This window comes from Trinickia acidisoli (genome assembly GCF_017315725.1).
GTDB lineage: Bacteria > Pseudomonadota > Gammaproteobacteria > Burkholderiales > Burkholderiaceae > Trinickia > Trinickia acidisoli.
Map to the genome: position 1 here is coordinate 411,287 of NZ_JAFLRG010000001.1, position 24,885 is coordinate 436,171.

The 24,885-nt window shown below is 64.4% G+C and carries 31 protein-coding genes; 30 read left to right on the plus strand and 1 reads right to left on the minus strand.

What is annotated here, in order from left to right:
- The first annotated feature begins 47 nt into the window (after positions 1 to 47).
- From J3485_RS01940 to tatC, 27 genes are all read left to right on the plus strand, one after another.
- A complete protein-coding gene (locus J3485_RS01940) occupies positions 48 to 872 on the plus strand; it encodes a thiazole synthase (RefSeq protein ID WP_206950918.1) in 825 nt (274 codons plus the stop codon).
- A gap of 88 nt (positions 873 to 960) precedes the next feature.
- Positions 961 to 2,061 (plus strand): thiamine phosphate synthase, encoded by a 1,101-nt coding sequence (thiE, locus tag J3485_RS01945; protein WP_206950919.1) that lies wholly within the window; start codon positions 961 to 963, stop codon positions 2,059 to 2,061.
- 132 nt (positions 2,062 to 2,193) lie between these two features.
- Complete coding sequence (locus J3485_RS01950) at positions 2,194 to 3,018, plus strand: ABC transporter ATP-binding protein (RefSeq protein ID WP_206950920.1); 825 nt, start codon at positions 2,194 to 2,196, stop codon at positions 3,016 to 3,018.
- Positions 3,015 to 3,782, plus strand: coding sequence for a lipid asymmetry maintenance ABC transporter permease subunit MlaE (gene mlaE, locus J3485_RS01955; protein WP_206950921.1), 768 nt, complete (start codon positions 3,015 to 3,017; stop codon positions 3,780 to 3,782). The genes J3485_RS01950 and mlaE overlap by 4 nt, the downstream gene beginning before the upstream one ends.
- Before the next feature lie 60 nt (positions 3,783 to 3,842).
- Positions 3,843 to 4,406 (plus strand): outer membrane lipid asymmetry maintenance protein MlaD, encoded by a 564-nt coding sequence (gene mlaD / locus J3485_RS01960; protein WP_206950922.1) that lies wholly within the window; start codon positions 3,843 to 3,845, stop codon positions 4,404 to 4,406.
- A gap of 37 nt (positions 4,407 to 4,443) precedes the next feature.
- Positions 4,444 to 5,436 carry an MlaA family lipoprotein gene (locus tag J3485_RS01965; protein WP_206950923.1) on the plus strand — a complete coding sequence of 331 codons (993 nt, stop codon included), beginning with the start codon at positions 4,444 to 4,446 and terminating at the stop codon, positions 5,434 to 5,436.
- Positions 5,437 to 5,560: 124 nt separating this feature from the next.
- Positions 5,561 to 6,193: an MlaC/ttg2D family ABC transporter substrate-binding protein gene (locus J3485_RS01970; protein ID WP_206950924.1), complete on the plus strand. Its 633-nt coding sequence runs from the start codon at positions 5,561 to 5,563 to the stop codon at positions 6,191 to 6,193.
- A complete protein-coding gene (locus J3485_RS01975) occupies positions 6,190 to 6,498 on the plus strand; it encodes an STAS domain-containing protein (RefSeq protein WP_206950925.1) in 309 nt (102 codons plus the stop codon). The genes J3485_RS01970 and J3485_RS01975 overlap by 4 nt, the downstream gene beginning before the upstream one ends.
- Positions 6,499 to 6,703: 205 nt before the next feature.
- Positions 6,704 to 7,630, plus strand: coding sequence for an ABC transporter ATP-binding protein (locus J3485_RS01980; protein WP_206950926.1), 927 nt, complete (start codon positions 6,704 to 6,706; stop codon positions 7,628 to 7,630).
- On the plus strand, positions 7,627 to 8,382 hold the full coding sequence (locus J3485_RS01985) for an ABC transporter permease (protein WP_206950927.1): 756 nt from the start codon (positions 7,627 to 7,629) through the stop codon (positions 8,380 to 8,382). The genes J3485_RS01980 and J3485_RS01985 overlap by 4 nt, the downstream gene beginning before the upstream one ends.
- Before the next feature lie 20 nt (positions 8,383 to 8,402).
- On the plus strand, positions 8,403 to 8,642 hold the full coding sequence (locus J3485_RS01990) for a BolA family protein (protein WP_206950928.1): 240 nt from the start codon (positions 8,403 to 8,405) through the stop codon (positions 8,640 to 8,642).
- Between the two features lie 85 nt (positions 8,643 to 8,727).
- Positions 8,728 to 10,011 (plus strand): UDP-N-acetylglucosamine 1-carboxyvinyltransferase, encoded by a 1,284-nt coding sequence (gene murA, locus J3485_RS01995; protein WP_206955596.1) that lies wholly within the window; start codon positions 8,728 to 8,730, stop codon positions 10,009 to 10,011.
- Positions 10,008 to 10,682, plus strand: coding sequence for an ATP phosphoribosyltransferase (gene hisG, locus J3485_RS02000; protein WP_206950929.1), 675 nt, complete (start codon positions 10,008 to 10,010; stop codon positions 10,680 to 10,682). The genes murA and hisG overlap by 4 nt, the downstream gene beginning before the upstream one ends.
- A gap of 67 nt (positions 10,683 to 10,749) precedes the next feature.
- On the plus strand, positions 10,750 to 12,072 hold the full coding sequence (gene hisD, locus J3485_RS02005) for a histidinol dehydrogenase (RefSeq protein ID WP_206950930.1): 1,323 nt from the start codon (positions 10,750 to 10,752) through the stop codon (positions 12,070 to 12,072).
- Between the two features lie 100 nt (positions 12,073 to 12,172).
- Positions 12,173 to 13,210, plus strand: coding sequence for a histidinol-phosphate transaminase (hisC, locus tag J3485_RS02010; protein WP_309477029.1), 1,038 nt, complete (start codon positions 12,173 to 12,175; stop codon positions 13,208 to 13,210).
- Between the two features lie 20 nt (positions 13,211 to 13,230).
- Positions 13,231 to 13,818, plus strand: coding sequence for an imidazoleglycerol-phosphate dehydratase HisB (hisB, locus tag J3485_RS02015; protein WP_206950932.1), 588 nt, complete (start codon positions 13,231 to 13,233; stop codon positions 13,816 to 13,818).
- Between the two features lie 36 nt (positions 13,819 to 13,854).
- Complete coding sequence (locus tag J3485_RS02020) at positions 13,855 to 14,475, plus strand: MarC family protein (RefSeq protein WP_206950933.1); 621 nt, start codon at positions 13,855 to 13,857, stop codon at positions 14,473 to 14,475.
- 16 nt (positions 14,476 to 14,491) lie between these two features.
- Positions 14,492 to 15,130 (plus strand): imidazole glycerol phosphate synthase subunit HisH, encoded by a 639-nt coding sequence (gene hisH / locus J3485_RS02025; RefSeq protein ID WP_206950934.1) that lies wholly within the window; start codon positions 14,492 to 14,494, stop codon positions 15,128 to 15,130.
- 168 nt (positions 15,131 to 15,298) lie between these two features.
- Positions 15,299 to 16,051, plus strand: coding sequence for a 1-(5-phosphoribosyl)-5-[(5-phosphoribosylamino)methylideneamino]imidazole-4-carboxamide isomerase (hisA, locus tag J3485_RS02030; RefSeq protein WP_206950935.1), 753 nt, complete (start codon positions 15,299 to 15,301; stop codon positions 16,049 to 16,051).
- Positions 16,052 to 16,253: 202 nt separating this feature from the next.
- The gene (gene hisF, locus J3485_RS02035) at positions 16,254 to 17,030 is read left to right on the plus strand and encodes an imidazole glycerol phosphate synthase subunit HisF (protein WP_206950936.1); all 777 of its coding nucleotides are present in this window, start codon (positions 16,254 to 16,256) and stop codon (positions 17,028 to 17,030) included.
- Positions 17,027 to 17,437, plus strand: coding sequence for a phosphoribosyl-AMP cyclohydrolase (gene hisI, locus J3485_RS02040; RefSeq protein WP_206950937.1), 411 nt, complete (start codon positions 17,027 to 17,029; stop codon positions 17,435 to 17,437). The genes hisF and hisI overlap by 4 nt, the downstream gene beginning before the upstream one ends.
- On the plus strand, positions 17,434 to 17,838 hold the full coding sequence (locus tag J3485_RS02045; protein ID WP_206950938.1) for a phosphoribosyl-ATP diphosphatase: 405 nt from the start codon (positions 17,434 to 17,436) through the stop codon (positions 17,836 to 17,838). Before hisI ends, J3485_RS02045 begins: the two co-directional genes overlap by 4 nt.
- A 47-nt stretch (positions 17,839 to 17,885) precedes the next feature.
- The gene (locus J3485_RS02050) at positions 17,886 to 18,263 is read left to right on the plus strand and encodes a DUF4870 family protein (protein WP_206950939.1); all 378 of its coding nucleotides are present in this window, start codon (positions 17,886 to 17,888) and stop codon (positions 18,261 to 18,263) included.
- Between the two features lie 33 nt (positions 18,264 to 18,296).
- Positions 18,297 to 18,659, plus strand: coding sequence for a histidine triad nucleotide-binding protein (locus tag J3485_RS02055; protein ID WP_206950940.1), 363 nt, complete (start codon positions 18,297 to 18,299; stop codon positions 18,657 to 18,659).
- Between the two features lie 117 nt (positions 18,660 to 18,776).
- The gene (tatA, locus tag J3485_RS02060) at positions 18,777 to 19,028 is read left to right on the plus strand and encodes a Sec-independent protein translocase subunit TatA (RefSeq protein WP_206950941.1); all 252 of its coding nucleotides are present in this window, start codon (positions 18,777 to 18,779) and stop codon (positions 19,026 to 19,028) included.
- A gap of 101 nt (positions 19,029 to 19,129) precedes the next feature.
- On the plus strand, positions 19,130 to 19,663 hold the full coding sequence (gene tatB / locus J3485_RS02065) for a Sec-independent protein translocase protein TatB (protein WP_206950942.1): 534 nt from the start codon (positions 19,130 to 19,132) through the stop codon (positions 19,661 to 19,663).
- A gap of 94 nt (positions 19,664 to 19,757) precedes the next feature.
- On the plus strand, positions 19,758 to 20,537 hold the full coding sequence (tatC, locus tag J3485_RS02070; protein WP_206950943.1) for a twin-arginine translocase subunit TatC: 780 nt from the start codon (positions 19,758 to 19,760) through the stop codon (positions 20,535 to 20,537).
- Between the two features lie 63 nt (positions 20,538 to 20,600).
- Here the strand turns inward: tatC and J3485_RS02075 are convergent, their stop codons facing one another.
- A complete protein-coding gene (locus tag J3485_RS02075) occupies positions 20,601 to 21,833 on the minus strand; it encodes a Do family serine endopeptidase (RefSeq protein ID WP_206950944.1) in 1,233 nt (410 codons plus the stop codon).
- A 19-nt stretch (positions 21,834 to 21,852) separates the two neighbouring features.
- Between J3485_RS02075 and J3485_RS02080 the strand changes: the two genes are divergently transcribed.
- From J3485_RS02080 to J3485_RS02090, 3 genes are all read left to right on the plus strand, one after another.
- Positions 21,853 to 22,599 (plus strand): Nif3-like dinuclear metal center hexameric protein, encoded by a 747-nt coding sequence (locus J3485_RS02080; protein ID WP_206950945.1) that lies wholly within the window; start codon positions 21,853 to 21,855, stop codon positions 22,597 to 22,599.
- Positions 22,600 to 22,872: 273 nt separating this feature from the next.
- Positions 22,873 to 23,493, plus strand: a complete 621-nt coding sequence (gene petA, locus J3485_RS02085; protein ID WP_206950946.1) for a ubiquinol-cytochrome c reductase iron-sulfur subunit — start codon at positions 22,873 to 22,875, stop codon at positions 23,491 to 23,493.
- Positions 23,494 to 24,876, plus strand: a complete 1,383-nt coding sequence (locus J3485_RS02090; protein WP_206950947.1) for a cytochrome b — start codon at positions 23,494 to 23,496, stop codon at positions 24,874 to 24,876.
- The last annotated feature ends 9 nt before the right edge of the window (positions 24,877 to 24,885 follow it).

Here is a 24,885-nt window from a genome sequence, read left to right on the forward strand (position 1 = left end):
AGTCTCTCCGTAGTCGAGTACCTCATTCGAGCACATCAGGACATCCGATGAATTCCGCTTCCGAACCCGTCTCCCTTTCCGCCGACGTGTTGACGCTTTACGGCGAAACTTTCGCGAGCCGCGTGTTGCTCGGCACGTCGCGGTATCCGTCGCTGCAATCGCTGGCCGATTCGATCGACGCCGGGCGACCCGGCATGGTGACGGTCGCGCTGCGCCGGCAGATGAACGCGCAGACGGCCGAGGCAGGCTTCTTCGATTTGCTCAAGGCGCGCGGCGTGCCGCTCCTGCCGAATACGGCCGGCTGCCAGAGCGTGGCCGAATCGGTGACGACGGCCCATATGGCGCGCGAGGTATTCGAGACCGATTGGATCAAGCTCGAACTGATCGGCGACGACTACACGCTGCAGCCCGACCCGATCGGCTTGATCGAAGCGGCCGAGCGGCTCGTCAAGGACGGTTTCAAGGTGCTGCCCTACTGCACCGAGGATCTCGTCGTGGGGCGCAGGCTGCTCGATGTGGGCTGCGAGGCACTGATGCCGTGGGGTGCGCCGATCGGCACCGGCAAGGGCGTCGTCAATCCGTATGGCTTGCGCGTGCTGCGCGAGCGGCTGCCGGACGTGCCGCTGATCGTCGATGCGGGGCTCGGTGTGCCGTCGCACGCGTGTCAGGTCATGGAATGGGGCTTCGACGGGGTGTTGCTCAACACCGCGGTGTCGCAGGCGACGCACCCGGCCGCGATGGCGCGTGCGTTCGCGCTGGCGGTGCAGGCGGGCCGCGACGCGTACGTGGCCGGGCCGATGGCCGAGCGCGAGAGCGCGCAGGCGAGCACGCCCATCGTCGGTATGCCGTTTTGGCACCAGGATCGGTCATGAGGGCGGTAAGCGTGCGGATCGACGGTTTGGATCGACTTCGGTCGCGGCCGAGCCGGGCAGCCGCGACCCGCGCCGCACGGAGTGAGGCATGAAAAGACTGGCACTGTCCGATCGCGACTTGTTCTGGCCGCCTGCCGATGAACTGATCGAGGCGGCCGAACGTATCCGCGTGCGGCTCGGCGATTGGCCGGCCGCGGTTACGGCATGGCGCATTTGCCTCACCGCGCCCGATACGGCGCGCGCGGGCGATCTCGTTGTCGTGATCGGCCGTCAGGCCGAGCCTCGCGACATGGTGGCCTGGCGCGCGGCCGGCGCGGGCGTGATCGAAGTCGGCACGGCCGGCGCGGCGCTGACGACGGGCGGCGGCGAGCGTTTCGTGCTGGAAGGCGTGCTCGCCGAGGACTGGCTCGCGGCACTGGCGGCGTTTCTCGATTGCGGCTTCGAGCCTCACGACGCACTCGTGCTCGCGCTCGCTTGGTGCGATGGTGACGAGACGCGCGGCGAAGAGGCTTGGCCCATCGATCTGTCGCGCTTTCCGCGTGCCGCCGGCTTGCCCGCCGCCCCCGCGCAGTCGTTCCCTTCTTGCCCGTCGCGGCTCGGGCTCTATCCGGTCGTCCCGAGCGCGCAATGGGTCGAGCGCGTGCTCGCGCTGGGCGTTGCGACCGTGCAACTGCGGGTGAAAGACGCGACGCCCGAGCAGCTTCGCGACGAAATCGCGCGCGCCGTCGCCTGCGGCCGCCGCCACCAGGCCCGCGTGTTCATCAACGACCATTGGCGTGAGGCGGCGCAAGCCGGGGCATACGGCGTGCATCTGGGGCAGGAAGACCTCGAAACGGCCGATCTGGCCGCGATCGCGGCGTCCGGGATGCGGCTCGGCCTATCGACGCATGGTTACTACGAGATGCTGCGGGCGTTGCATTTCCGGCCGAGCTACCTTGCGTTCGGCGCCATATTTCCGACTGGGACGAAAACGCTCGTCACGCCGCCGCAGGGGCTCGTACGGCTCGAACGCTACGTGCGGCTCCTCGGCGCGCACGTGCCGCTCGTCGCCATCGGCGGCATCGACCTGAGCCGGCTTGCGGCCGTGCTCGCGACGGGCGTGGGCAGCGCGGCGGTCGTGAGCGCGGTCACCGCGGCGCCCGATCCGGCGCAGGCTGTCGAGCGCTTACGGCAGGCTTTCATGATCTAGGTCGTTCGCGGGCTGCATCCGAACGCAGGTAGCCGGCAACGCACCGTTGCGCGCGCGGTAATGGTCGCGTCATCACAGGGTTATCGCTGAGGCCCTATAATTTCGCTTCCGCGTAAAAGGAAAGCCCGCTTCGTGCCGCCTTCATCCTCCGAGACCCTTCTCGAGCTTCGCAACGTCGACTTCGGCTACGGCGAAGATCGTCTCGTCCTTTCGAACCTGAACATGCGCTTTGCGCGCGGCCAGGTCGTGGCCGTCATGGGCGGCTCCGGCGGCGGCAAGACGACGGTGCTGCGCTTGATCGGCGGCCTCGAGCGCGCGCGGCGCGGCGAGGTGCTGTTTCAAGGCCGCGACGTCGGCAAGCAAACGCGCGAAGGTCTTTACGCGCTGCGCCGCAAGATGGGCATGCTGTTTCAGTTCGGGGCGCTGTTCACCGACATGTCGGTGTTCGAGAACGTTGCTTTCGCGCTACGCGAGCACACCGATTTGCCGGAGGCGCTGATTCGCGACCTCGTTCTCATGAAATTGAATGCGGTGGGGCTGCGCGGCGCACGCGATCTCGCGCCGTCGCAGATCTCGGGCGGCATGGCGCGGCGCGTGGCGCTGGCGCGCGCGATCGCGCTCGATCCCGAGTTGATGATGTACGACGAGCCGTTCGCCGGTCTCGACCCGATTTCGCTCGGCATCACGGCGAATTTGATCCGCACGCTGAACCAGGCGCTCGGTGCTACGTCGATCCTCGTTACGCACGACGTGCCCGAATCGTTTGCGATCGCCGATTACGTCTACTTTCTCGCGAACGGGACGGTTCTTGCGCACGGCACCCCCGCGCAACTGCGTGAATCCGTAGACCCGACCGTGCGGCAGTTCATCGACGGCGCGCCCGACGGCCCTTTCCGTTTCCACTACCCGACGCAGGCGACGCTCGCGGCGGATTTCGGCTTGGGGGGGCGGCCATGATCAGCGCACTCGGACATTGGGTCATCGGCCGCGTCACGCGCACGGGCTACGCGACGCGGATGTTCCTGCGCATCGTCCTGGAGGGGCTCGCGCTGCTGCGCCGGCCCCGCCTCGTCGTCAAGCAGATCTTCTTCGTCGGCAATTACTCGTTCGTCATCATCGCGGTGTCGGGGCTGTTCGTCGGCTTCGTGCTCGGCTTGCAGGGCTACTACACGTTGAACCGCTACGGCTCCGAGCAGGCGCTGGGGCTGCTCGTCGCGCTCTCGCTCGTGCGCGAACTCGGGCCCGTCGTGACCGCGCTGCTGTTCGCGGGGCGGGCGGGCACGTCGCTGACGGCCGAAATCGGCCTCATGAAGGCCGGCGAGCAACTGACCGCGCTCGAAATGATGGCGGTCGATCCGATTGCCACCGTACTCGCGCCGCGCATGTGGGCCGGGATCATCTCGATGCCGATCCTCGCGGCGATCTTCAGCGCGTTGGGCGTGCTCGGGGGCTATGTCGTCGGCGTGCTCTTGATCGGCGTCGACGCCGGCGCGTTCTGGTCGCAAATGCAAGGCGGCGTCGACGTCTGGCGCGACGTCGGCAACGGCGTCATCAAGAGCGTCGTGTTCGGCTTCGCGGTGACGTTCATCGCACTGTTCCAAGGCTACGAAGCCAAGGCGACGCCCGAAGGGGTGTCGCTGGCGACGACGCGCACGGTCGTCTACGCGTCGCTCGCCGTGCTCGGGCTCGATTTCCTGCTGACGGCGCTGATGTTCAGTTGACGCGTTTAGCTGATGCGCCCGGCGGTGCGCGCCGCGCTCAGCCAATCTTTCTTTGTTGGAATGACGATGAAAAAGACTGTTCTCGACTTTTGGGTCGGCTTGTTCGTGCTGCTGGGCTTGATCGCGGTATTCTTTCTCGCGCTCAAGGTCGGCAACATGAGCTCGCTGTCGTTCCAGCCGACCTATCCCGTCGAGCTCAAGTTCGACAACATCGGCGGGCTGAAGGTGCGCGCGCCCGTGAAGAGCGCGGGCGTCGTCGTGGGGCGTGTCTCGTCGATCGGCTTCGATACGAATACTTATCAGGCGGTGGTCACGATCGACATCGACAAGCAGTATCCGTTTCCGAAGGATACGTCGGCGAAGATTCTGACGTCCGGGCTGCTCGGTGAGCAATACATCGGGCTGGAGCCGGGCGGCGACACGGCGATGCTCAAGGCCGGCGACACGATTTCGATGACGCAATCGGCGATCGTGCTGGAAAACTTGATCAGCCAATTCCTTTACAGCAAGGCCGCCGATGCGGGCAGCGCGAAGGCCGCGCCTGCCCTCGCGCCGACGCCCGCGGCTTCGGCGCCGAGCGCCCCGGCGGCTAGCTCGCCGGCGGCGGCTAGCGCCGGAAGCTGATCGAATCACAGACAGAGTGAGTCAACGGAGAACAATAATGCGAACCACGCGCGCGAAGAACGTGACGCTTGCTTTGGCCGCGGCAGCATTGGCCGGCTGCGCGTCCGTCCAAACGCCGACGCCGGGCGATCCGCTCGAGGGCCTGAACCGAACCGTCTTCAAATTCAACGACACCGTCGACACGTACGCGCTCAAGCCCGTCGCAAAGGGCTATAAGTGGGCCGTGCCGCAGCCCGTGCGCTCGAGCGTCACGAATTTCTTCTCCAATATCGGCGATGTCTACGTCGCGGCAAACGAACTGCTGGAATTGAAGATCGCCGACGGCGTGGGCGACGTCATGCGCGTCGTCATCAATACGGTGTTCGGCGTCGGCGGCCTGTTCGACGTCGCGACGCTCGCGAAGCTGCCCAGGCATTCGGCCGATTTCGGCGTGACGCTCGGCCATTACGGCGTCCCGGCGGGCCCGTACCTCGTGCTGCCGCTGCTCGGCCCGAGCACGGTGCGCGATGCGGCGGGTCTCGTCGTCGATTACTACGGCAACCCGCTCAGCTACGTGCAGCCCTCGAGCGTGAGCTGGGCGCTGTACGGGGTGAACCTCGTGAACACGCGCGCCAATCTGCTGACGACGGTCGACGTACTGTCGGCCGCCGCGATCGACAAGTACTCGTTCGTGCGCAACGCGTATCTGCAGCGCCGCCGCTTCCTGATCTCGGACGGCGACGGGGCGGATAACCTGCCGAACTACGACGAATCGCTGCCGAAGTACGATGACGGCTCGGCGCCGGCCGCCGAGGCGGCTTCGGCACCGGCAGCGGCGTCGAGTTCCGCGCCGGCGCCGGCGTCCACGACCGCACCTGCACCTGCACCTGCTTCACCGGCGAGCGCCGCGCCCGCGACGAGCGCCGCATCGGCACCCATCGCCGTGCCCGCGCCGCTTGGCGGCCCGAACAGTGAAAGTCAGACGGTTCCGGGGCAGCAGTACGTGCCGCCGCCGCGCGGTGGTTTGCCGACGATTCACCTGCCGTTTTGAGCGTGCGTTTAGATAGGCGCGGTAACGATTCGAAACGACTGTTGCCGCCTGATATTGGACCGGTCGCGAACTTGCATGGCATGGTGAGCTCGAATTCCGGTTCCGCGAAATTTAAGGATCGACGATGAAAAAATTCTTCTGGTTTGCTTTATTTTCCGCGTTGTTCGCGTTCAGCCGCGTAGGCTTCGCGCAGACGGTCGATACGAATTCGCCCGACGGCATGATCAAAACGGTCACGACTCAGGTGCTCGATCAGATCAAGACCGACCCGAGCATCAAGAATGGCGACATCAACAAGATCACGCAGGTCGTGAACCAAAAGATCCTGCCGTACACCGATTTCCGCCGCACGACGCAATTGGCGATGGGCCGCGCTTGGCGCCAGGCTTCCCCGCAGCAGCAGGACCAAATGGTCGAGCAGTTCAAGATGCTCTTGATCCGCACGTACGCAGGCGCGCTGTCGCAAGTGCGCGACCAAACCGTGCAGTTCAGGCCGTTCCGTGCCGATCCGGGGGCAACCGACGTCGTCGTGCGCTCGATCATCACGAACAACGGTCAGCCGGTCGAACTCGACTACCGTTTGTACAAGACCCCGCAAGGCTGGCGTGTCTACGATCTGAACGTCGCCGGCGCGTGGCTGATTCAGGCGTACCAGCAGCAGTTCGCCGAAAAGATCAGCCAAGGCGGCGTAAGCGGCTTGCTGCAGTTCCTGACGCAGCGCAACCAGCAACTCGCCGCGGGCCAGCAACCGTCATGAGCCTCGATACGAGCTGTTTCGCCACCGGCGCGACGCTCACACATGCGAGCGCGACGGCCGCGCTCGCGGCCGGCTTGGCCCGCATCGAGGCCGGCGCGACGGCAGTCGATTGTGCCCAACTCACGCAATTCGATTCGTCGGCGCTTGCCGTGCTGCTCGCCTGGCGCCGCGCCGCGCAAGCGCGCGGCAAGTCGCTCGGCGTTCGCAACGTGCCCGATGGTCTCGCAAGTCTCGCCCAGGTCTATGGCATCGATGCGCTATTCGTTGCGCAGAGCGTTTCGGCGCCCGCCGCCGCGCCGCTCTGACGCGGCTCGCTCCCGCCACCGCGACGCACGCGTGGGCGTCCGGTGGGCAGTCCTGACTTAGCCTATAATCAACCGTTTTTCGGGCAGCCGATCGGCACGGCGCTCGCCGCCGGCGCGGCTTGCGCCAACAGCCCGTCCGTGCCCGCGGTTCGTCACGAATCACGTCTAAACAAAGGCGCGCCGCCGATAAAGGCCGCGCACACCCATGTCAGCGATAGAAATCCGCAACGTCAAGAAGCGCTACAAGGCGCTGCAAGCGCTCAAAGGCGTCAGCTTGACGGTCGAGGAGGGCGAGTTTTTCGGCCTGCTCGGCCCGAACGGCGCGGGCAAGACCACCCTCATCAGCATTCTCGCGGGGCTCGCGCGCGCCGACGAAGGCAGCGTAGCGGTACGGGGGCATGACGTCGTTGCCGATTTTCGCGAGGCCCGGCGCGCGCTCGGCGTCGTGCCGCAGGAACTCGTATTCGATCCCTTCTTCACGGTGCGCGAGACGCTGCGGATTCAGTCGGGCTATTACGGGCTGCATCGGAACGACGATTGGATCGACGAGGTCATGGCCAATCTCGATCTGACCGAGAAGGCCGATGCGAACATGCGCGCGCTCTCGGGCGGTATGAAGCGGCGCGTGCTCGTTGCGCAGGCGCTCGTGCATCGTCCGCCCGTCATCGTGCTCGACGAGCCGACGGCGGGCGTCGACGTGGAGTTGCGCCAAACGTTGTGGAAATTCATCTCGCGCTTGAACCGCGAAGGCCACACGATCGTGCTGACCACGCACTATCTCGAAGAAGCCGAATCGCTGTGCGACCGCATCGCCATGCTGCGTCGTGGCGAGGTGGTCGCGCTCGACAGCACGAGCGCACTGCTGCAGCGCTTCGCCGGCATGCAACTATTCGTGCGTTTTACCGAAGGCGTGCTGCCCACGGAGTTGCGTCCGCTCGAAATCGACCCGTCCGCGGCGGACGCTCGGCAGCATCTGCTGCGCCTGTCGAGCTACGACGACGTCGAGCGCATCCTTGCTCAATGCCGGGCAGCGGGCTGCGCGTTCGACGAGATCGACGTACGCAAGGCCGACCTCGAAGACGTTTTCGTTCAACTGATGAACGCGCCCGAACTCGTCGAGGGATTGGCATGAGCGGCTTTCGCACCCTGTTCTATAAAGAGCTCCTGCGCTTTTGGAAGGTCTCGTTCCAAACGGTGCTTGCGCCCGTCGTCACGGCGCTGCTCTATCTGACGATCTTCGGCCATGCGCTGCGCGGGCACGTCGACGTCTATCCGGGCGTCGAGTACACGAGCTTTCTGGTGCCGGGCCTCGTGATGATGAGCGTGCTGCAAAATTCGTTCGCGAACAGCTCGTCGTCGCTGATCCAATCGAAAATCACCGGCAACCTCGTGTTCGTGCTGCTGCCGCCGCTCACCTATTGGGAGATGTACGGGGCCTACGTGCTCGCATCGGTCGTGCGCGGGCTCGCGGTGGGTCTCGGCGTGTTCGTCGTCACGATTTGGTTCATCCCCGTGACGTTCACCGCGCCGCTCTTCATCGTGGCGTTTGCCGTCCTCGGCTCGGCGATTCTCGGCACGCTCGGGCTCATCGCCGGTATCTGGGCCGAGAAGTTCGATCAGCTCGCGGCGTTTCAAAATTTCTTGATCATGCCCCTCACGTTTCTCTCGGGCGTGTTCTATTCGACGCATACGCTGCCCACGCTCTGGCGCCACGTATCGCGGTTGAACCCGTTTTTCTACATGATCGACGGCTTTCGCTACGGTTTTTTCGGCTTGTCCGATATCGACCCGTTCGTGAGCTTGGCCGTCGTCGGCGGATTTTTCGCGCTGATCGCCGTGCTCGCGATGCGTCTGCTCGCGTCGGGCTACAAGCTGCGTTATTGAATCGGAAAGGAGCGTTCACCATGTTGCCGACCCCCGATCAGGTCAAGCAATACATCGAAGCCGGCCTCGCCTGCCGGCATCTCGAGGTCGAAGGCGACGGTCAGCATTTTTTTGCGACGATCGTCTCCGACGCATTCGAAGGCAAGCGCCTGATCCAGCGACATCAACTCGTCTATGCGGCGCTCGGCGAGCGCATGCGACAGGAAATCCACGCGCTGAGCATGAAGACGCTCACGCCGTCGGAATGGCAGAACGGTTAATCGAGTAACGAGCGTGCGCATTACACAAGATTCACGCGACGCCGGTAGCGGCGCCGCCACGGAGGCCCGAACGGGGCAAATCAGCATGGACAAGCTCGTGATCGAAGGCGGCCGGCCGCTTGCCGGCGAAATCCGCATCTCGGGCGCGAAGAACGCGGCACTGCCGATTCTTTGCGCGAGCCTACTCACGGCCGATCCGATCCATCTCGAGAACGTGCCTGATCTGCAGGACGTGCGCACGACGCTCAAGCTGCTCGCGCAGATGGGCGTGCGCGAGGATCGCACGGGATCGCACCTGACGCTCGACGCCGGGGCCGTCGACAATCCCGTCGCGCCGTACGAGCTCGTGAAGACGATGCGCGCGTCGATTCTCGTGCTCGGTCCGCTCGTCGCGCGTTTCGGGCATGCGAAAGTGTCGCTGCCTGGCGGCTGCGCGATCGGCGCACGGCCGGTCGATCAGCACATCAAGGGCCTGCAGGCGATGGGCGCCGAGATCAGCATCGAGCACGGCTATATCGAAGCGCGCGCGCAGCGGCTCAAAGGCGCGCGCATCATGACGGATATGATCACTGTCACGGGCACCGAAAACTTGCTGATGGCGGCCGTGCTGGCCGATGGCGAAACGGTGCTCGAAAACGCGGCGCGCGAGCCTGAAGTCAGCGATCTCGCGCAATTGCTCGTGAGCATGGGAGCGAAAATCGAGGGCATCGGCACCGATCGCCTCGTGATCCAAGGCGTCGACACGCTGCATGGGGCACACCATACGGTGATTCCCGACCGCATCGAAGCGGGCACGTTCTTGTGCGCCGTGGCGGCAGCCGGCGGCGACGTCACGCTGCGCCGTGTGCGGCCGATCACGCTCGAGGCCGTGACGATGAAGCTGCGCGAGGCCGGCGTGACGATCGAAGAGGGCGACGATTGGATTCGCGTGCGGATGGCGCAGCGTCCGACGGCCGTCTCGTTTCGCACGTCCGAGTACCCGGCGTTCCCCACCGACATGCAGGCGCAGTTCATGGCACTGAACGCGATCGCCGGCGGTACGTCGCAAATCGTCGAGACGATCTTCGAGAATCGCTTCATGCACGTGCAGGAACTCAATCGGCTGGGTGCGCACATCACGATCGACGGCAATACGGCGCTCGTGACCGGCGTGTCGCGTCTGTCGGGTGCGACGGTGATGGCGACCGACCTGCGCGCGTCGGCGAGCCTCGTCATCGCCGGGCTCACGGCCGAGGGCGAAACGCTCGTCGATCGCATCTATCATCTCGATCGCGGCTACGACCGCATGGAAGAAAAGTTGACGGCGATCGGCGCTCGCGTGCGCCGCGTGTCGGACCGGCCCGCGGCCGCATCGGAGAACCACGCATGAGTACGCTCGATACGACGCCTTTGACGCTTGCGCTCTCGAAGGGGCGCATCTTCGAGGAAACGATGCCGCTGCTCGCGGCCGCCGGCGTCGAGGTTGCCGAGGATCCGGAAACCTCGCGCAAGCTGATTCTTCCGACGAGTGCGCCGAACTTGCGCGTCATCATCGTGCGGGCGACCGACGTGCCGACCTACGTCGAGTACGGCGCGGCCGATTTCGGCGTCGCCGGCAAGGACGTGCTGCTCGAGCACGGCGGCTCGGGGCTGTATCAGCCGATCGACCTGGACATCGCGCGCTGCCGGATGTCGGTGGCGGTGAAGGCCGGTTTCGACTATGCCAACGCCGTGCGCCAAGGGGCGCGGCTGCGCGTGGCGACGAAGTACGTGCAGACCGCGCGCGAGCATTTCGCGGCAAAAGGGGTTCACGTCGACCTGATCAAGCTGTACGGCTCGATGGAGCTTGCGCCGCTGGTCGGCCTGGCCGATGCGATTGTCGATCTCGTCAGCTCGGGCGGCACGCTGCGCGCGAACGATCTCGTCGAGGTCGAGCAGATCATGCAGATCTCCTCGCGCCTCGTGGTGAACCAAGCGGCGCTGAAACTGAAGCGCGCGGCGCTGGCGCCGCTGCTCGACGCATTCGAGCAGGCCTCGCGGCGCACGGCGTCAAGTACCTGACGCGGGCCAGGCCCGCCGCGCGTGCCGCGCGTTTCGCCCGGCACGCATTACCGAAACGGATACCAGCATGTCACTTACGATTCGCAAACTCGATTCGAGCGCCGGCGGCTTCAGCGCAGCGCTCGCTGCCGTGCTTGCCTTCGAGGCGAGCGAGGACGAAGCGATCGAGCGCTCGGTCGGCCAGATCCTGGCCGATGTGAAAGCGCGCGGCGATGCGGCCGTGCTCGAGTACACGAACCGCTTCGATCGATTGTCGGCCGAGAGCGTCGCGGCGCTCGAGCTGCCGCAGAGCGAGCTCGAAGCCGCGCTCGAAGGGCTCGAGCCGAAGCGGCGCGCGGCGCTCGAAGCGGCGGCGGCGCGTGTGCGCGCCTACCACGAGAAGCAGAAGATCGAGTGCGGCAGCCATAGCTGGCAATACACGGAAGCCGACGGCACCGTGCTCGGCCAAAAGGTGACGCCGCTCGATCGCGCCGGCATCTACGTGCCGGGCGGCAAGGCCGCCTATCCGTCGTCGGTGCTGATGAACGCCATTCCGGCGCGCGTCGCCGGCGTGCGCGAGATCGTGATGGTCGTGCCGACGCCCGATGGCGTGCGCAATCCGCTCGTGCTGGCCGCTGCGCTGCTCGGCGGCGTAGACCGCGTGTTCACGATCGGCGGCGCGCAGGCGGTCGGCGCGCTCGCGTACGGCACGCAAACGCTGCCGGCTGTCGACAAAATCTGCGGCCCCGGCAACGCGTACGTTGCGGCGGCCAAGCGGCGCGTGTTCGGCACGGTCGGCATCGACATGATCGCCGGACCCTCGGAAATTCTCGTGATCTGCGACGGCACGACCGATCCGCGCTGGGTCGCGATGGACCTGTTCTCGCAGGCCGAGCACGACGAGCTCGCTCAATCGATCCTGCTGTGCCCCGACGAAGCGTTCATCGCGCGCGTGCAGGAGGCGATCGTCGAACTGTTGCCGACGATGCCGCGCCGCGACGTGATCGAGCGCTCGCTCGTCGATCGCGGCGCGCTCGTGAAGGTACGCGACATGGCCGAGGCTTGCGCGATCGCCAACCAAATCGCGCCCGAGCACCTGGAAATTTCGGCGCTCGATCCGCATCAATGGGCGAAGGAGATCCGGCATGCGGGCGCGATCTTCTTGGGCCGCTACACGAGCGAGAGCCTTGGCGACTATTGCGCCGGGCCCAATCACGTCCTGCCGACTTCGCGCACGGCGCGTTTCTCGTCGCCGCTCGGCGTGTACGATTTCTTCAAGCGCTCGAGCGTCATCGAGGTGAGCGCCGAGGGCGCGCAAACGCTCGGCGAGATCGCGGCCGAACTTGCTTATGGCGAAGGCTTGCCGGCGCACGCGCGCAGCGCCGAATACCGAATGAAACAAGGCGGCTGAGATGACACAACCTTCGCTCCCCCCCGAGGGGGCCCCCGGTACGCTTGGGAGCGTCCCGGCGCGCACCGGGACGAAACCCGCGGACGTCATCCGTGCCGACGTGCTGTCGATGACGACCTACGCCGTTGCCGATGCGACAGGCTTCGTGAAGCTCGACGCGATGGAGAATCCGTTCGCGCTGCCCGCGCCGCTTGCCGCGCAGCTGGGCGAGGTATTGGCCGGCATCGCGCTCAATCGCTACCCGCAGCCGCGGCCGGCCGTGCTCGTTCAGAAGCTCAAGCAGGTGATGGGCGTGCCGAGCGGGGCCGACGTACTGCTCGGCAACGGCTCGGACGAAATCATCAGCGTGATTGCCGTCGCCTGTGCGAAGCCGGGCGCGAAGCTGCTCGCTCCCGTGCCGGGCTTCGTCATGTACCAGATGTCGGCGAAGTTCGCGCAGCTCGAGTTCGTCGGCGTGCCGCACCGCGCCGATTTAACGCTCGACGTCGACGCGATGCTCGCCGCGATTGCCGAGCACAAGCCGGCCATCATCTATCTGGCCTATCCGAACAACCCGACCGGCACGCTGTACCCGGACGCCGACATCGAGCGCATCATCGCGGCGGCGCAGGGCAGCCTCGTCGTCATCGACGAGGCTTATCAGCCGTTCGCGCAAAAGAGCTGGATCGGGCGTGTGCTCGATTACGACAACGTCGTCGTCATGCGCACCGTTTCGAAGCTGGGGCTGGCCGGCATCCGGCTCGGCTACCTCGCCGGCGCGCCGGCCTGGCTCGATGAGTTCGACAAAGTGCGCCCGCCGTACAACGTGAACGTGCTGACGCAGGCGGCCGCGGAATTCATGCTCGATCACGTCGACGTGCTCGAGGCGCAGGCCGCGCAATTGCGCGCAGAGCGCGCGACCTTGTCGGCCGCGGTGGCGGCTTTGCCGGGTGCGACGGTGTTCCCGAGCGCGGGCAATTTCCTGCTCGTGCGCGTGCCCGATGCCGATGCGGCGTTCGGTGTCCTGCTCGGGGCGAAGGTTTTGGTCAAAAACCTGGGTAAAATGCATCCATTGCTGGCTAATTGCCTGCGTTTGACGGTCGGTGCGCCCGACGAAAACGCACAAATGCTGGCGGCGCTTCAGCTAGCGCTGAAATAAAAGTCACTTCGAGGTTTTCCATGCGCGTAGCGGAAGTGTTTCGCGATACCAGCGAAACGAAGATCCGTGTGAAGATCGATCTGGACGGCACGGGCCGGCAAAAGCTGGCCACAGGCGTGCCGTTTCTCGACCATATGCTCGATCAGATCGCCCGCCACGGCCTGATCGACCTGGACGTCGAGGCGCATGGCGACTTGCATATCGACGACCACCACACGGTCGAAGACACCGGCATCACGCTCGGCATGGCGGTGGCCAAGGCGATCGGCGACAAAAAAGGCATTCGCCGCTACGGTCACGCCTACGTGCCGCTCGACGAGGCGCTGTCGCGCGTCGTCATCGATTTTTCCGGCCGTCCGGGGCTCGAGTTCCACGTGCCGTTCACGCGTGCGCGGATCGGCACGTTCGACGTCGATTTGTCGATCGAGTTTTTCCGCGGCTTCGTCAATCACGCGGGCGTCACGCTGCACATCGATAACTTACGCGGCATCAACGCGCACCATCAGTTGGAAACGGTGTTCAAGGCGTTCGGCCGCGCGCTGCGCATGGCAGTCGAACTCGACGAGCGTGCGGCGGGGCAGATTCCGTCCACGAAGGGCAGTCTCTAAATAAAGCGGCTGGACCGACCGGGGCGCCGGCTTGCGATGGATCTTCTCAAATCGTTTATTTCACTGCTGGCGCTGATCAATCCCGTCGGCGCAGTGCCGTTCTTCTTGAGCCTCACGTCGGCGCATTCCGACGCGGAGCGGCGCCGCACGATCCGCATCGCCTCGATCTCGGTGTTTTGCGTGATCGCCGTGACGACATTGCTCGGCCAGCAGATCATCAGCTTTTTTGGGATTTCGGTCGGTTCGCTCGAAGTCGGCGGCGGCATCATCATGCTGCTGATGGCCATCAACATGCTGAACGCGCAGATCGGCAACACGCGCGCGACGCCCGAGGAGCGCGACGAGGCCGAATCGAAGAACAGCATCGCCGTCGTGCCGCTGGCGATCCCGTTGCTGACGGGCCCCGGCACGATCAGCACGGTGATCGTCTATTCGGCGGGCGCTTTTCACTGGTACGACCGGGTTGGGCTCGTGGGGATCGGCGCGGTGATCGCGGTCATCTGTTTCGGGGCGCTCAGGCTTGCCGAGCCGATCGCTCGCTGGGTCGGCCAGACGGGCATCAACATCGGCACGCGGCTCATGGGCTTGATGTTGTCGGCGCTGGCGGTGGAGTTCATCGTCGACGGATTGAAGGCATTGCTGCCTAACTTGCGCTGAAAAAGCGCTGCTTGAGATGAAAAAGATTGCGATTGTGGATTACGGGATGGGCAACCTGCGCTCGGTGTACCAAGCGCTGAGGAAGGCCGCACCCGAAGCGGACGTGGCGATCGTCGATCGTCCCGAAGCAATTCGCGCGGCCGAGCGTATCGTGCTGCCGGGCCAGGGCGCGATGCCCGACTGCATGCGCTGCCTCGGCGAATCGGGGCTGCAGGAGGCGGTGCTCGAAGCCTCGCGCGCCAAGCCGCTGATGGGCGTGTGCGTCGGCGAGCAAATGCTGTTCGATTGGAGCGAAGAAGGTTCGACGCCGGGTCTCGGCCTGATGCCGGGCAAGGTGGCGCGCTTTCGGCTCGACGGCCGCCTGCAGGACGACGGTTCGCGCTTCAAGGTGCCGCAGATGGGCTGGAACCGCGTGCGGCAAACGCGCGCCCATCCGCTGTGGGCCGGCGTGCCCGACGGCGCGTTCTTCTATTTCGTGCATAGCTATTACGTCGTTCCCGAAAACCCCGAGCACACGGCCGGCGAAACCGATTACGGCACGACGTTCACGTCGGCGGTGGCGCGCGAGAACCTCTTCGCGACGCAGTTTCACCCCGAGAAGAGCGCCGACACGGGGCTGCGCGTGTACCGCAATTTCGTCGATTGGAACCCATGAACGAGGTGCGGCCGTTTGCGTGCTTCGGTCCGATACGGATGGCAAGCGGGCGGAGTCCCGAAAGAGTTGTACTAAACTAAGCGACACGGCTTTTCGACGTCGGGGGTGGTTGTGTGCCCGGCGCCGGAGGCCACCGATTCTCAACCTCCCAGATTTCACGCGATTGCTATGCTGCTGATTCCCGCCATCGACCTCAAGGACGGTCAGTGTGTGCGCCTTAAACAAGGCGATATGGACCAGGCGACGATATTTTCCGAGGATCCCGCGGCGATGGCCCGACATTGGGTCGATCGCGGCGCACGGCGGCTGCATCTGGTCGACCTGAACGGCGCCTTCGCGGGCAAGCCGAGGAACGAGGAAGCTATCCGAGCCATCATCGACGAAGTCGGCAGAGAGATCCCCGTGCAACTCGGCGGCGGTATCCGCGATCTCGAGACGATCGAGCGTTATCTCGACGATGGCCTGTCGTATGTGATCATCGGCACGGCCGCCGTGAAGAACCCGGGCTTCCTGCAGGACGCCTGCACGGCGTTCGGCGGCCACATCATCGTCGGCCTCGACGCCAAGGACGGCAAGGTGGCGACGGACGGCTGGAGCAAGCTCACGGGCCACGAAGTCGTCGATCTGGCCCAAAAGTTCGAGGACTACGGCTGCGAGTCGATCATCTACACCGATATTGGCCGCGACGGCATGCTTCAGGGCATCAACATCGAAGCAACGGTGCGCCTCGCCCGCGCCGTGAAGATCCCGGTGATCGCGAGCGGCGGGCTCTCGAATCTGGCCGACATCGACGCGTTGTGCGAAGTCGAAAACGAAGGTGTCGAAGGCGTCATCTGCGGGCGTGCGATCTATTCGGGCGATCTCGATTTCGGCGCCGCGCAAACGCGCGCCGACGCGCTGCGCGAATCGGACGACGCGTAAAGGTACGCGGGGTACGCGGGGTCCGCGGGCAAGTCAGGCTCGGCAGCCCGGCAGCCCGGCAGCCGGCGTTCGGGGCTGCTTTGCGGTCCGCCCGCGCAAACGCGAGCGGCGCCGGCCCGAACAGCCGCGGCACCCGCGCCCGTCTCGGCATCATGCCGCCTGCATTGCCGCAGGCGGCTCACTTAGCGGCAATTGCACCATCATGGCTCTAGCTAAACGCATCATTCCCTGCCTGGACGTGACCGCCGGCCGCGTCGTCAAGGGCGTCAATTTCGTCGAGCTGCGCGACGCCGGCGATCCGGTCGAAATCGCGCGCCGGTACGACGAGCAAGGCGCCGACGAGCTGACGTTCCTCGACATCACGGCCACCTCCGATCAGCGCGACCTGATCCTGCCGATCATCGAAGCGGTGGCGGCGCAGGTCTTCATCCCGCTGACGGTGGGCGGCGGCGTGCGCGTGGTCGAAGACGTGCGGCGATTGCTCAACGCGGGGGCGGACAAAGTCAGCATGAACTCGTCGGCCGTCGCGCGCCCCGAGCTCGTACGCGAGGCTGCGCAGAAATACGGCTCGCAATGCATTGTCGTCGCGATCGATGCGAAACGCGTATCGGGCGAGGGCGAGCCGGCGCGCTGGGAAGTTTTCACGCACGGCGGCCGCAAGGCAACGGGGCGCGATGCGGTGCAATGGGCCAAGCAGATGGCCGATTTCGGCGCCGGCGAAATCTTGTTGACGAGCATGGATCGCGACGGCACGAAAAGCGGGTTCGATCTCGCGCTCACGCGCGCGGTGTCCGATGCGGTGCCGGTACCCGTGATCGCTTCCGGCGGTGTCGGTTCGCTGAAGGATCTAGCCGACGGCATCGTCGAAGGCCATGCCGATGCCGTGCTGGCCGCGAGCATCTTCCACTATGGCGAGCACACGGTCGGCGCGGCGAAGCGCTTCATGGCCGAGCGCGGCATTCCCGTGAGGCTGGCATGAACGCCCCCGCAGAGAAACCCTGGCTCGACAAGGTGCAATGGGACGCGAACGGTCTCGTGCCGGTGATTGCGCAGGAAGCAACGACGGGCGACGTGCTGATGTTCGCGTGGATGAACCGCGAGGCGCTCGCCAAGACGATCGAGACAGGCCGCGCCGTCTATTTTTCGCGTTCGCGCCAGCGCCTATGGTTCAAGGGCGAGGAATCCGGCCACGTGCAGCACGTCCATGAGGTGCGGCTCGACTGCGACGAGGACGTCGTGTTGCTCAAGGTCGAGCAAGTGTCGGGCATTGCCTGCCACACAGGGCGCCACGCCTGTTTTTTCCAGAAATTCGAAGGCACGGCGGATGAAGGCGACTGGATCGCCGTCGACCCCGTGCTGAAAGACCCGGAACAGATCTACCGATGACGCAATCTCCGCAATCCACCCAAACCGCGGGCGCTGCCGGCGCGACGACCGAGGACACGCTGCTGCGCCTGGCCGCGGTCATCGACAGCCGCAAGGGCGGCGATCCCGAGGCCTCGTACGTCTCGCGCTTGTTTCACAAGGGCGACGACGCCATCTTGAAGAAGATCGGCGAAGAGGCGACCGAGGTCGTGCTCGCCGCGAAGGACGTTCGCCAAGGCGGCGCGCCGGCCGCGCTTGTCGGCGAAGTGGCCGATCTTTGGTTTCACTGCCTGGTCATGCTGTCGCACTACGATCTGAGCCCCGCCGACGTCATCGCGGAACTCGAGCGGCGCGAAGGCCTATCGGGCATCGAGGAAAAGGCGCTCAGGAAGCGGCGCGAACGCGAGGAAAACGGCGGCTGAGCCGGCGCGCGCGTCGAGCATGCGAGTGCGAGGACAGGAGAGTGAAGATGGAACAACGACCGGACACGCCCGTCTCCTACCCGACGTCCACGGCAGGCGGCGATTTGCGCACGCTCACGCATATTCTCTATGCGCTTTATGCGCTGCATTGGTTTACGGGCGGCATCTCGATCATCGTCGCGGTTATCATCGCCTACTTGAAGCGGGACGATGCCGCCGGCACTCCGTATGAAGCGCATATCGAATGGCTGATCCGCACGTTCTGGCGGGGGCTGATCGGTTATATCGTCGGCGGCTTGCTCGCGTTCGCCTTCATCGGCTTCCCCATCCTGGCGGCCGTGTCGATTTGGATGCTGTACCGTATCGTGAAAGGCTGGCTGTATCTCTACGATAACAAGCCGTTGGAGCCGCGGGCGTGGTTTTGACCGCGTCGCGCCATCTTCGCCACCAGGAAGACCATGAGTCACGACAACTGCATATTTTGCAAAATCGCATCGGGTGAGATCCCGAGCGCGAAGGTTCACGAGGACGAAGATTTCGTTGCCTTCAAGGACATTCATCCGGCGGCGGACACGCACGTCCTCGTGATTCCTCGAAAACATGTCGAAACCTTGTCCAATTGCAACGAAAGCGATGCGCCGCTACTTGGTAAAATGTTGATACTGGTGGCGCGGTTGGCCGAGCAGCTCGGTTGCGCGTACACCGGCGGCGATACGGGGTTTCGCACGGTCATCAATACGGGGCCGGGCGGTGGGCAGGAGGTCTATCACTTGCATGCGCACATACTCGCCGGTCCGCGTCCGTGGAAGCGGATGGGGTAACGGGCGGCACACCCTGCTGCCGCATCGGTCGACAGGGCGCGTACGCGCTCCGGTTACGGTCGCAAGGCCGGTATTCATTGCCGTCGCAACGCGCGGCGGCAAGCTCGGGAGGTTCTCATGGGTTCATTCAGCATTTGGCACTGGTTGATCGTGCTTTTGATCGTGGCACTCGTCTTCGGCACGAAGCGCCTGCGCAGCATCGGCAGTGATTTGGGCAGCGCGGTGAAAGGCTTCAAGGAAGGCATCAAAGATGCCGACGCACCGCCGCCCGCTTCCACGCCGGCCGAACCCGAGCGGCGCGAGTTGCCGCGCTCGAACACGATCGACGTCGAAGCGAAGGAAAAGACGCGCTCGAACGACTACCGTTGAGCGCATGCCGCGCCGCCCTGCGGGCCTCGGCACGCGAGCGAGCCGGCGCGACCGCACGAAGGCAAAACGTATAACGGACCACGGACGACTAGGCCACTCACATGCTCGATCTCGGACTGACGAAGATGGCGTTGATCGGCGTGGTCGCGCTCGTCGTGCTCGGGCCTGAGCGTCTGCCGCGCGTCGCGCGCACGGCAGGTGCGCTGTTCGGGCGCGCGCAGCGCTACATCAACGACGTGAAGGCCGAGGTGACGCGCGAGATCGAACTCGACGCGCTGCGTCAGATGAAGAGCGAGTTCGAGTCGGCCGCGCGCAACGTCGAAAACAGCATCCACGACAATCTGCGCAAGCACGAAACCGAGTTGAACGAGGCGTTCCGGGCCGGCACCTCGCTCTCGCCCGGCAATGCTGGCGGCGGGGCGGCGTTGGAGGATGCGACGGGCGATGCCGGCGCATCGTCCTGGCGCACCACCACACCGCCCGCGATCAAGCGCGTCAGTTGGCGCACCAAGCGCTCGGCCGCGCCCGTCTGGTACAAGCGCGCCACAAGCCGGCGCCCGCACGTACAATCGGGGGCCGCGCGCGTGGCGCGGCATACGCCTGCGAGCCTGCGCAAGCAGCGACGCTTTCTTTGACCCCATGCCTTGACACCATGCACGTCATCGACGGCTGGCTTCCGATTTCCGATCTTTCGACGCGCCGCGCGTCGATCTTCTTAAGAGGGCCGGTGTGAGCGACCCCCAGCACACGCAGGACGAAGGCACAGAAGAGTCGTTCATCTCGCATCTCGTCGAGCTGCGCGACCGCATCATCAAGGCGGGCTCGGCCGTCATCATCGTCTTTCTCGGGCTCGTTTATTGGGCCACGGACATCTTTAGGCTGCTTGCGCGTCCGCTGATGGAAAACCTGCCGAAGGGCGGGCGGATGATCGTGACCGACGTCACCGGGTCGTTTTTCGTGCCCATCAAGGTGACGATGCTCGTGGCGCTCGTGATCGCGCTGCCGTTCGTGCTTTACCAGATTTGGGCATTCGTGGCGCCGGGGCTCTATCAGCACGAGAAGAAGCTCGTCCTGCCGCTCGTCGGCAGCAGCTATGCGCTGTTTCTGTCTGGAATGTCGTTCGCGTATTTCGTCGTGTTTCCGACGATCTTCCGCGTCATGGCGCACTACAATGCGCCGCTCAACGTGCAGATGTCGACCGATATCGACAATTACCTGAGCTTCGTGTTGTCGATGTTCTTAGCGTTCGGGGTTACGTTCGAGGTGCCGATCATCGTCGTGCTGCTCGTGCGCATGGGCGTGCTGACGCTCAAGAAGCTGCGCAGCATCCGGCCTTACGTGGTCGTCGGCGCGTTCATCGTCGCGGCGGTTGTCACGCCGCCCGACGTCTTTTCGCAACTGATCCTCGCGCTGCCGCTCATCATCCTCTATGAAGCGGGGATCATCGCGGCGCGCTTGATCGTCGGCAAGGACCGGCCTGTCGTCGAGGAAGAGGGCGCGGCGGGTTAGCGCGCATTGGCGCATGCAGCTCGCACTGCTGGCGAGCATGCGTGCGAGTCGGCTCGCGATGCGTCATTCTCCCTGCGAGTCACCGTCGTCGTTGTCGCTATTGTCGGTTTGTTTCGGTGGCGGCGGGCGTTTGCCGATCGTGACGACGACCTCCATCTCCTTCTTCTTGCGCGTCAGCTTCACCTTGGCCTGAGTGCCCGGCTTGATCTGCGCAATCACGTTCAGAAGCCGTGTCGTATCGGTGATTTCCTCGCCGTTGACCTCGAGCAGGACGTCGCCGGGCTTGATGCCGGCTTTGTCGGCCGGGCCGCCCTGCAGGACGCCCGCGACGATCGTGCCGCGCTGCTCGAGCCCGAACGATTCGGCGATCGCCGGTGTGACGTCCTGCGGCTCGACACCAATCCACCCGCGCGTGACCGAACCCGTCGTGATGATGCTTTCGAGCACGCTGCGCGCGGTGGAGACGGGGATCGCGAAGCCGATGCCGAGCGAGCCGCCCGAGCGCGAGTAGATTGCCGTGTTGATTCCGAGCAGATTGCCGTGGATGTCGACGAGCGCACCGCCTGAGTTGCCGGGGTTGATCGGTGCGTCCGTTTGAATGAAGTTCTCGAACGTATTGATGCCGAGGTGATTGCGCCCGAGCGCGCTGATGATGCCCATCGTGACCGTTTGGCCGACCCCGAACGGGTTGCCGATCGCGAGCACGACGTCGCCGACGCGCACTTGATCCATCCGGCCGAGCGTGATCGTCGGCAGATTGGTCATGTTGATCTTGAGCACGGCGAGATCCGTTTCGGGATCGACGCCGATCACCTTGGCGGTCGTGCGGCGGCCGTCGGCCAGGGCGACCTCGATCTCGTCTGCCCCGTCCACGACATGTTCGTTCGTTAGAATGTAGCCTTCCGGGCTGACGATCACACCCGAGCCGAGGTTCGTCGCGGTCTCGTCTTCGGGCTGCTGCTGTTGCTGCTGATTTTGATTTTTGGGATTGCCGAAGAAGTAGCGAAACAGCGGGTCTTTCGCGTGCGGATTCGGCGGCGTCGATCCGCCCTTGCCCGAAAACACGTTGACGACGGCCGGCATCGCTTTTTGCGCTGCGTCGGCATACGAGGCCATGGCCGGCCCGGAGCCCGACCCCGGTGCAACCTCGCGCAGCGCGACGATCGGCGAGGCGAGCTGTTTGCCGAACAGCCCTTGATGCTGCAGCCATTGGGGCTTGAGCGTCACCACGATGAACAGCAGCGCGAGCACCACGGTCACCGCTTGGGCGAAGAGCAGCCAGAAGCGTCTAAGCATTTGAAGAATCGAGGTTTCTATGGATCGGATCGAACTTGAATTGTACTTGAACGACTTGCTCGACATCGGTCGTTTCAAGGACTACAGCCCCAACGGCTTGCAAGTGGAAGGCCGGCGCCGCATCGACAAGATCGCGACGGGCGTCACGGCCTCGCTCGCGTTTCTGGAAGCGGCGACCGAGTGGGGCGCCGATGCCGTCCTCGTTCATCACGGCTACTTCTGGCGCAACGAAGCGCCGCAGGTCACGGGCCGCAAGTACCGGCGGCTCAAGCAACTGATCGACAACGAGATCAGCCTGTTCGCCTACCACCTGCCGCTCGACGACCACCCCGAGGTGGGCAACAATGCGCAGCTCGGGGCCCGGCTCGGCCTGATCGGCGACGCCCGTTTCGGCGCCGATTCGCTGGGCTGGATGACCACGCTGCCGATGCCGATCACGCTCGCGCACTTCGGCGCCCAGATCGAGCAGACGCTTGCGCGCACGCCGCTCGTGCTCGGCGATCTCGACGCCGAATTGCGCTGCATCGCCTGGTGCACGGGCGGGGCGCAGAGCTACTTCGAAGCGGCCATCGACGCCGGCGCGGACGTCTACTTGACGGGTGAGATCTCCGAGCAAACGACGCACATCGCGGTCGAAAGCGGGGTGGCTTTCGTTGCTGCGGGGCACCATGCGACCGAGCGTTACGGCGTGCAGGCGCTCGGCGCTCATCTGTCGGAGCGCTTCGACGTGGAACATTTATTTATCGATGTTGATAATCCGGTGTGACGCAGTGCCGCAATTTTCCGAATTGAGCGGCGATTTTTTTGCGTTTTGAATGACGCGTATCATTGGCAACGCAATAAGCATGCCGATAAAGGAAATACTTAACGAGAAGTTAACAGGAAAAGGTACCTCTCGAATGCGGGGAAACCCTTAAGAATCAACGCTTCGCACGGTTTTTGTCGGACGGCTCTTGTAAATGCCGACTCCATTCGCGCAAACTAGCGGCGGTGGCAAAAAGCGGTGACGGAAAAATCCAACTTAGAAGTGGGGCGTGTGATGCGAGATAAAGAAGAGGAACGCGTCGACGGCAGCCGCCGTACCTGGCTGATTGCGACGACCGTAATGGGCGGTGTTGGAGGCGTTGCCGCCGTAGTACCTTTCGTGGACTCCTTAGAGCCATCGGCGAAGGCCAAGGCGGCCGGCGCGCCGATCGAAGTCGATATTGCCGGATTGCAGCCGGGGCAGTTGATGACCGTGGCCTGGCGCGGCAAGCCGGTCTGGATTCTGAATCGCACCGACAAGATGCTCGCCGAGGTCAAGGAGGCAGACGGCGAAGTGGTCGATCCGAATTCGAAAAACCCGTTCTCGATGCCGATGCCGAAGTACTGCCAGAATGAATACCGGTCGCGCGCGGATCACAAGAACATCCTCATCGTCGTGGCGGTGTGCACGCACCTGGGCTGCACGCCGACACCCCGCTTCACACCCGGCCCTCAGGCCAATCTCCCCGACAACTGGCCTGGCGGCTTCCTGTGCCCTTGCCACGGCTCCACCTACGATCTGGACGGCCGCGTCTTCAAGAACAAGCCCGCGCCGCAGAACCTCGACATTCCCCCCTACATGTTTCTGTCGCCGACGACGATCGTGATCGGCAAAGACGAAGAAGGAGAGGCGTAAATGGCGACAACGGAAAAGCAGGTGGAAACGACGGGCTTGGCCGGCTGGATCGACCGGCGCTTCCCGATGACGTCGACGTGGAAGGCGCATCTATCGGAGTATTACGCGCCGAAGAACTTCAACTTCTGGTACTTCTTCGGCTCGCTCGCGCTGCTCGTGCTCGTGAATCAAATCGTCACGGGCATCTTCCTGACGATGAACTACAAGCCCGATTCGCAGCTCGCGTTCGCGTCGGTCGAGTACATCATGCGCGAGGTGCCGTGGGGCTGGCTGATCCGGTACATGCATTCGACGGGCGCATCGATGTTCTTCGTCGTCGTCTATCTGCACATGTTCCGCGGGCTCATGTACGGCTCGTATCGCAAGCCGCGCGAACTCGTGTGGATCTTCGGCTGCGCGATCTTCCTGTGCCTCATGGCCGAAGCCTTCTTCGGCTACTTGCTCCCGTGGGGGCAGATGTCGTTCTGGGGCGCGCAGGTGATCGTCAACCTGTTCTCGGCGATTCCCTTCGTCGGTCCCGACCTGTCGCTCTGGATTCGCGGCGACTACGTGGTGTCCGACATCACGCTGAACCGCTTCTTCGCGTTCCACGTGATCGCCATTCCGCTCGTGCTGATCGGGCTCGTGTTCGTGCATATCGTCGCACTGCACGAAGTGGGGTCGAACAATCCGGACGGGATCGAGATCAAGGCGAAGAAGGATCCGCACGGCAAGCCGCTCGACGGCATTCCGTTCCACCCGTTCTATTCGGTGCACGACTTCTTCGGCGTGTGCGTGTTCTTGATGGTGTTTGCGGCCATCCTCTTCTTCGCACCGGAGATGGGCGGATACTTCCTCGAATCGAACAACTTCATCCCGGCCAACCCGCTGCAGACGCCGCCTGAAATCGCGCCGGTTTGGTACTTCACCGCGTTCTACGCGATGCTGCGCGCGACGACCGACCCGTTCAAGATCGTGCTGATGGTCGTAGTCGGCCTGCTCGGCTTGCTGGCGCTTGCGCGGGCACGCGGCAAGTGGCGCATCGGTTTGCCCGTGTTGGCGGCGCTCTTGATCGTATTCATGGCGTCCACCGAGGCGAAGTTCTGGGGCGTCGTGGTGATGGGCTCGGCGGTGATTTCACTGTTCTTCTTGCCGTGGCTCGATCGCAGCCCCGTGAAGTCGATCCGCTACCGGCCGTTCTTCCACAAGGTGTTTTACGGGATCTTCGTGCTGGCGTTCCTGACGTTGGCGTTTTTGGGGACGAAGCCGCCTTCGCCGGCGGCGACGCTGATCGCCCAGATCTGCGCGCTGATCTACTTCGCGTTCTTCCTGGGCATGCCGTTTTGGACTCGGCTCGGCACCTTCAAGCAGCCGCCCGAGCGTGTTCGGTACAAGCCCCATTAACCGCGAGCG

Coding starts and splice junctions, on each gene's coding strand:
- J3485_RS01940 (WP_206950918.1), top strand. CDS start 48: ATGAATTCCGCTTCCGAACCCGTCTCCCTTTCCGCCGACGTGTTGACG.
- thiE (WP_206950919.1), top strand. CDS start 961: ATGAAAAGACTGGCACTGTCCGATCGCGACTTGTTCTGGCCGCCTGCC.
- mlaE (WP_206950921.1), top strand. CDS start 3,015: ATGATCAGCGCACTCGGACATTGGGTCATCGGCCGCGTCACGCGCACG.
- mlaD (WP_206950922.1), top strand. CDS start 3,843: ATGACGATGAAAAAGACTGTTCTCGACTTTTGGGTCGGCTTGTTCGTG.
- J3485_RS01965 (WP_206950923.1), top strand. CDS start 4,444: ATGCGAACCACGCGCGCGAAGAACGTGACGCTTGCTTTGGCCGCGGCA.
- J3485_RS01970 (WP_206950924.1), top strand. CDS start 5,561: ATGAAAAAATTCTTCTGGTTTGCTTTATTTTCCGCGTTGTTCGCGTTC.
- J3485_RS01975 (WP_206950925.1), top strand. CDS start 6,190: ATGAGCCTCGATACGAGCTGTTTCGCCACCGGCGCGACGCTCACACAT.
- J3485_RS01980 (WP_206950926.1), top strand. CDS start 6,704: ATGTCAGCGATAGAAATCCGCAACGTCAAGAAGCGCTACAAGGCGCTG.
- J3485_RS01985 (WP_206950927.1), top strand. CDS start 7,627: ATGAGCGGCTTTCGCACCCTGTTCTATAAAGAGCTCCTGCGCTTTTGG.
- J3485_RS01990 (WP_206950928.1), top strand. CDS start 8,403: ATGTTGCCGACCCCCGATCAGGTCAAGCAATACATCGAAGCCGGCCTC.
- murA (WP_206955596.1), top strand. CDS start 8,728: ATGGACAAGCTCGTGATCGAAGGCGGCCGGCCGCTTGCCGGCGAAATC.
- hisG (WP_206950929.1), top strand. CDS start 10,008: ATGAGTACGCTCGATACGACGCCTTTGACGCTTGCGCTCTCGAAGGGG.
- hisD (WP_206950930.1), top strand. CDS start 10,750: ATGTCACTTACGATTCGCAAACTCGATTCGAGCGCCGGCGGCTTCAGC.
- hisB (WP_206950932.1), top strand. CDS start 13,231: ATGCGCGTAGCGGAAGTGTTTCGCGATACCAGCGAAACGAAGATCCGT.
- J3485_RS02020 (WP_206950933.1), top strand. CDS start 13,855: ATGGATCTTCTCAAATCGTTTATTTCACTGCTGGCGCTGATCAATCCC.
- hisH (WP_206950934.1), top strand. CDS start 14,492: ATGAAAAAGATTGCGATTGTGGATTACGGGATGGGCAACCTGCGCTCG.
- hisA (WP_206950935.1), top strand. CDS start 15,299: ATGCTGCTGATTCCCGCCATCGACCTCAAGGACGGTCAGTGTGTGCGC.
- hisF (WP_206950936.1), top strand. CDS start 16,254: ATGGCTCTAGCTAAACGCATCATTCCCTGCCTGGACGTGACCGCCGGC.
- hisI (WP_206950937.1), top strand. CDS start 17,027: ATGAACGCCCCCGCAGAGAAACCCTGGCTCGACAAGGTGCAATGGGAC.
- J3485_RS02045 (WP_206950938.1), top strand. CDS start 17,434: ATGACGCAATCTCCGCAATCCACCCAAACCGCGGGCGCTGCCGGCGCG.
- J3485_RS02050 (WP_206950939.1), top strand. CDS start 17,886: ATGGAACAACGACCGGACACGCCCGTCTCCTACCCGACGTCCACGGCA.
- J3485_RS02055 (WP_206950940.1), top strand. CDS start 18,297: ATGAGTCACGACAACTGCATATTTTGCAAAATCGCATCGGGTGAGATC.
- tatA (WP_206950941.1), top strand. CDS start 18,777: ATGGGTTCATTCAGCATTTGGCACTGGTTGATCGTGCTTTTGATCGTG.
- tatB (WP_206950942.1), top strand. CDS start 19,130: ATGCTCGATCTCGGACTGACGAAGATGGCGTTGATCGGCGTGGTCGCG.
- J3485_RS02075 (WP_206950944.1), bottom strand. CDS start 21,833: ATGCTTAGACGCTTCTGGCTGCTCTTCGCCCAAGCGGTGACCGTGGTG.
- J3485_RS02080 (WP_206950945.1), top strand. CDS start 21,853: ATGGATCGGATCGAACTTGAATTGTACTTGAACGACTTGCTCGACATC.
- petA (WP_206950946.1), top strand. CDS start 22,873: ATGCGAGATAAAGAAGAGGAACGCGTCGACGGCAGCCGCCGTACCTGG.
- J3485_RS02090 (WP_206950947.1), top strand. CDS start 23,494: ATGGCGACAACGGAAAAGCAGGTGGAAACGACGGGCTTGGCCGGCTGG.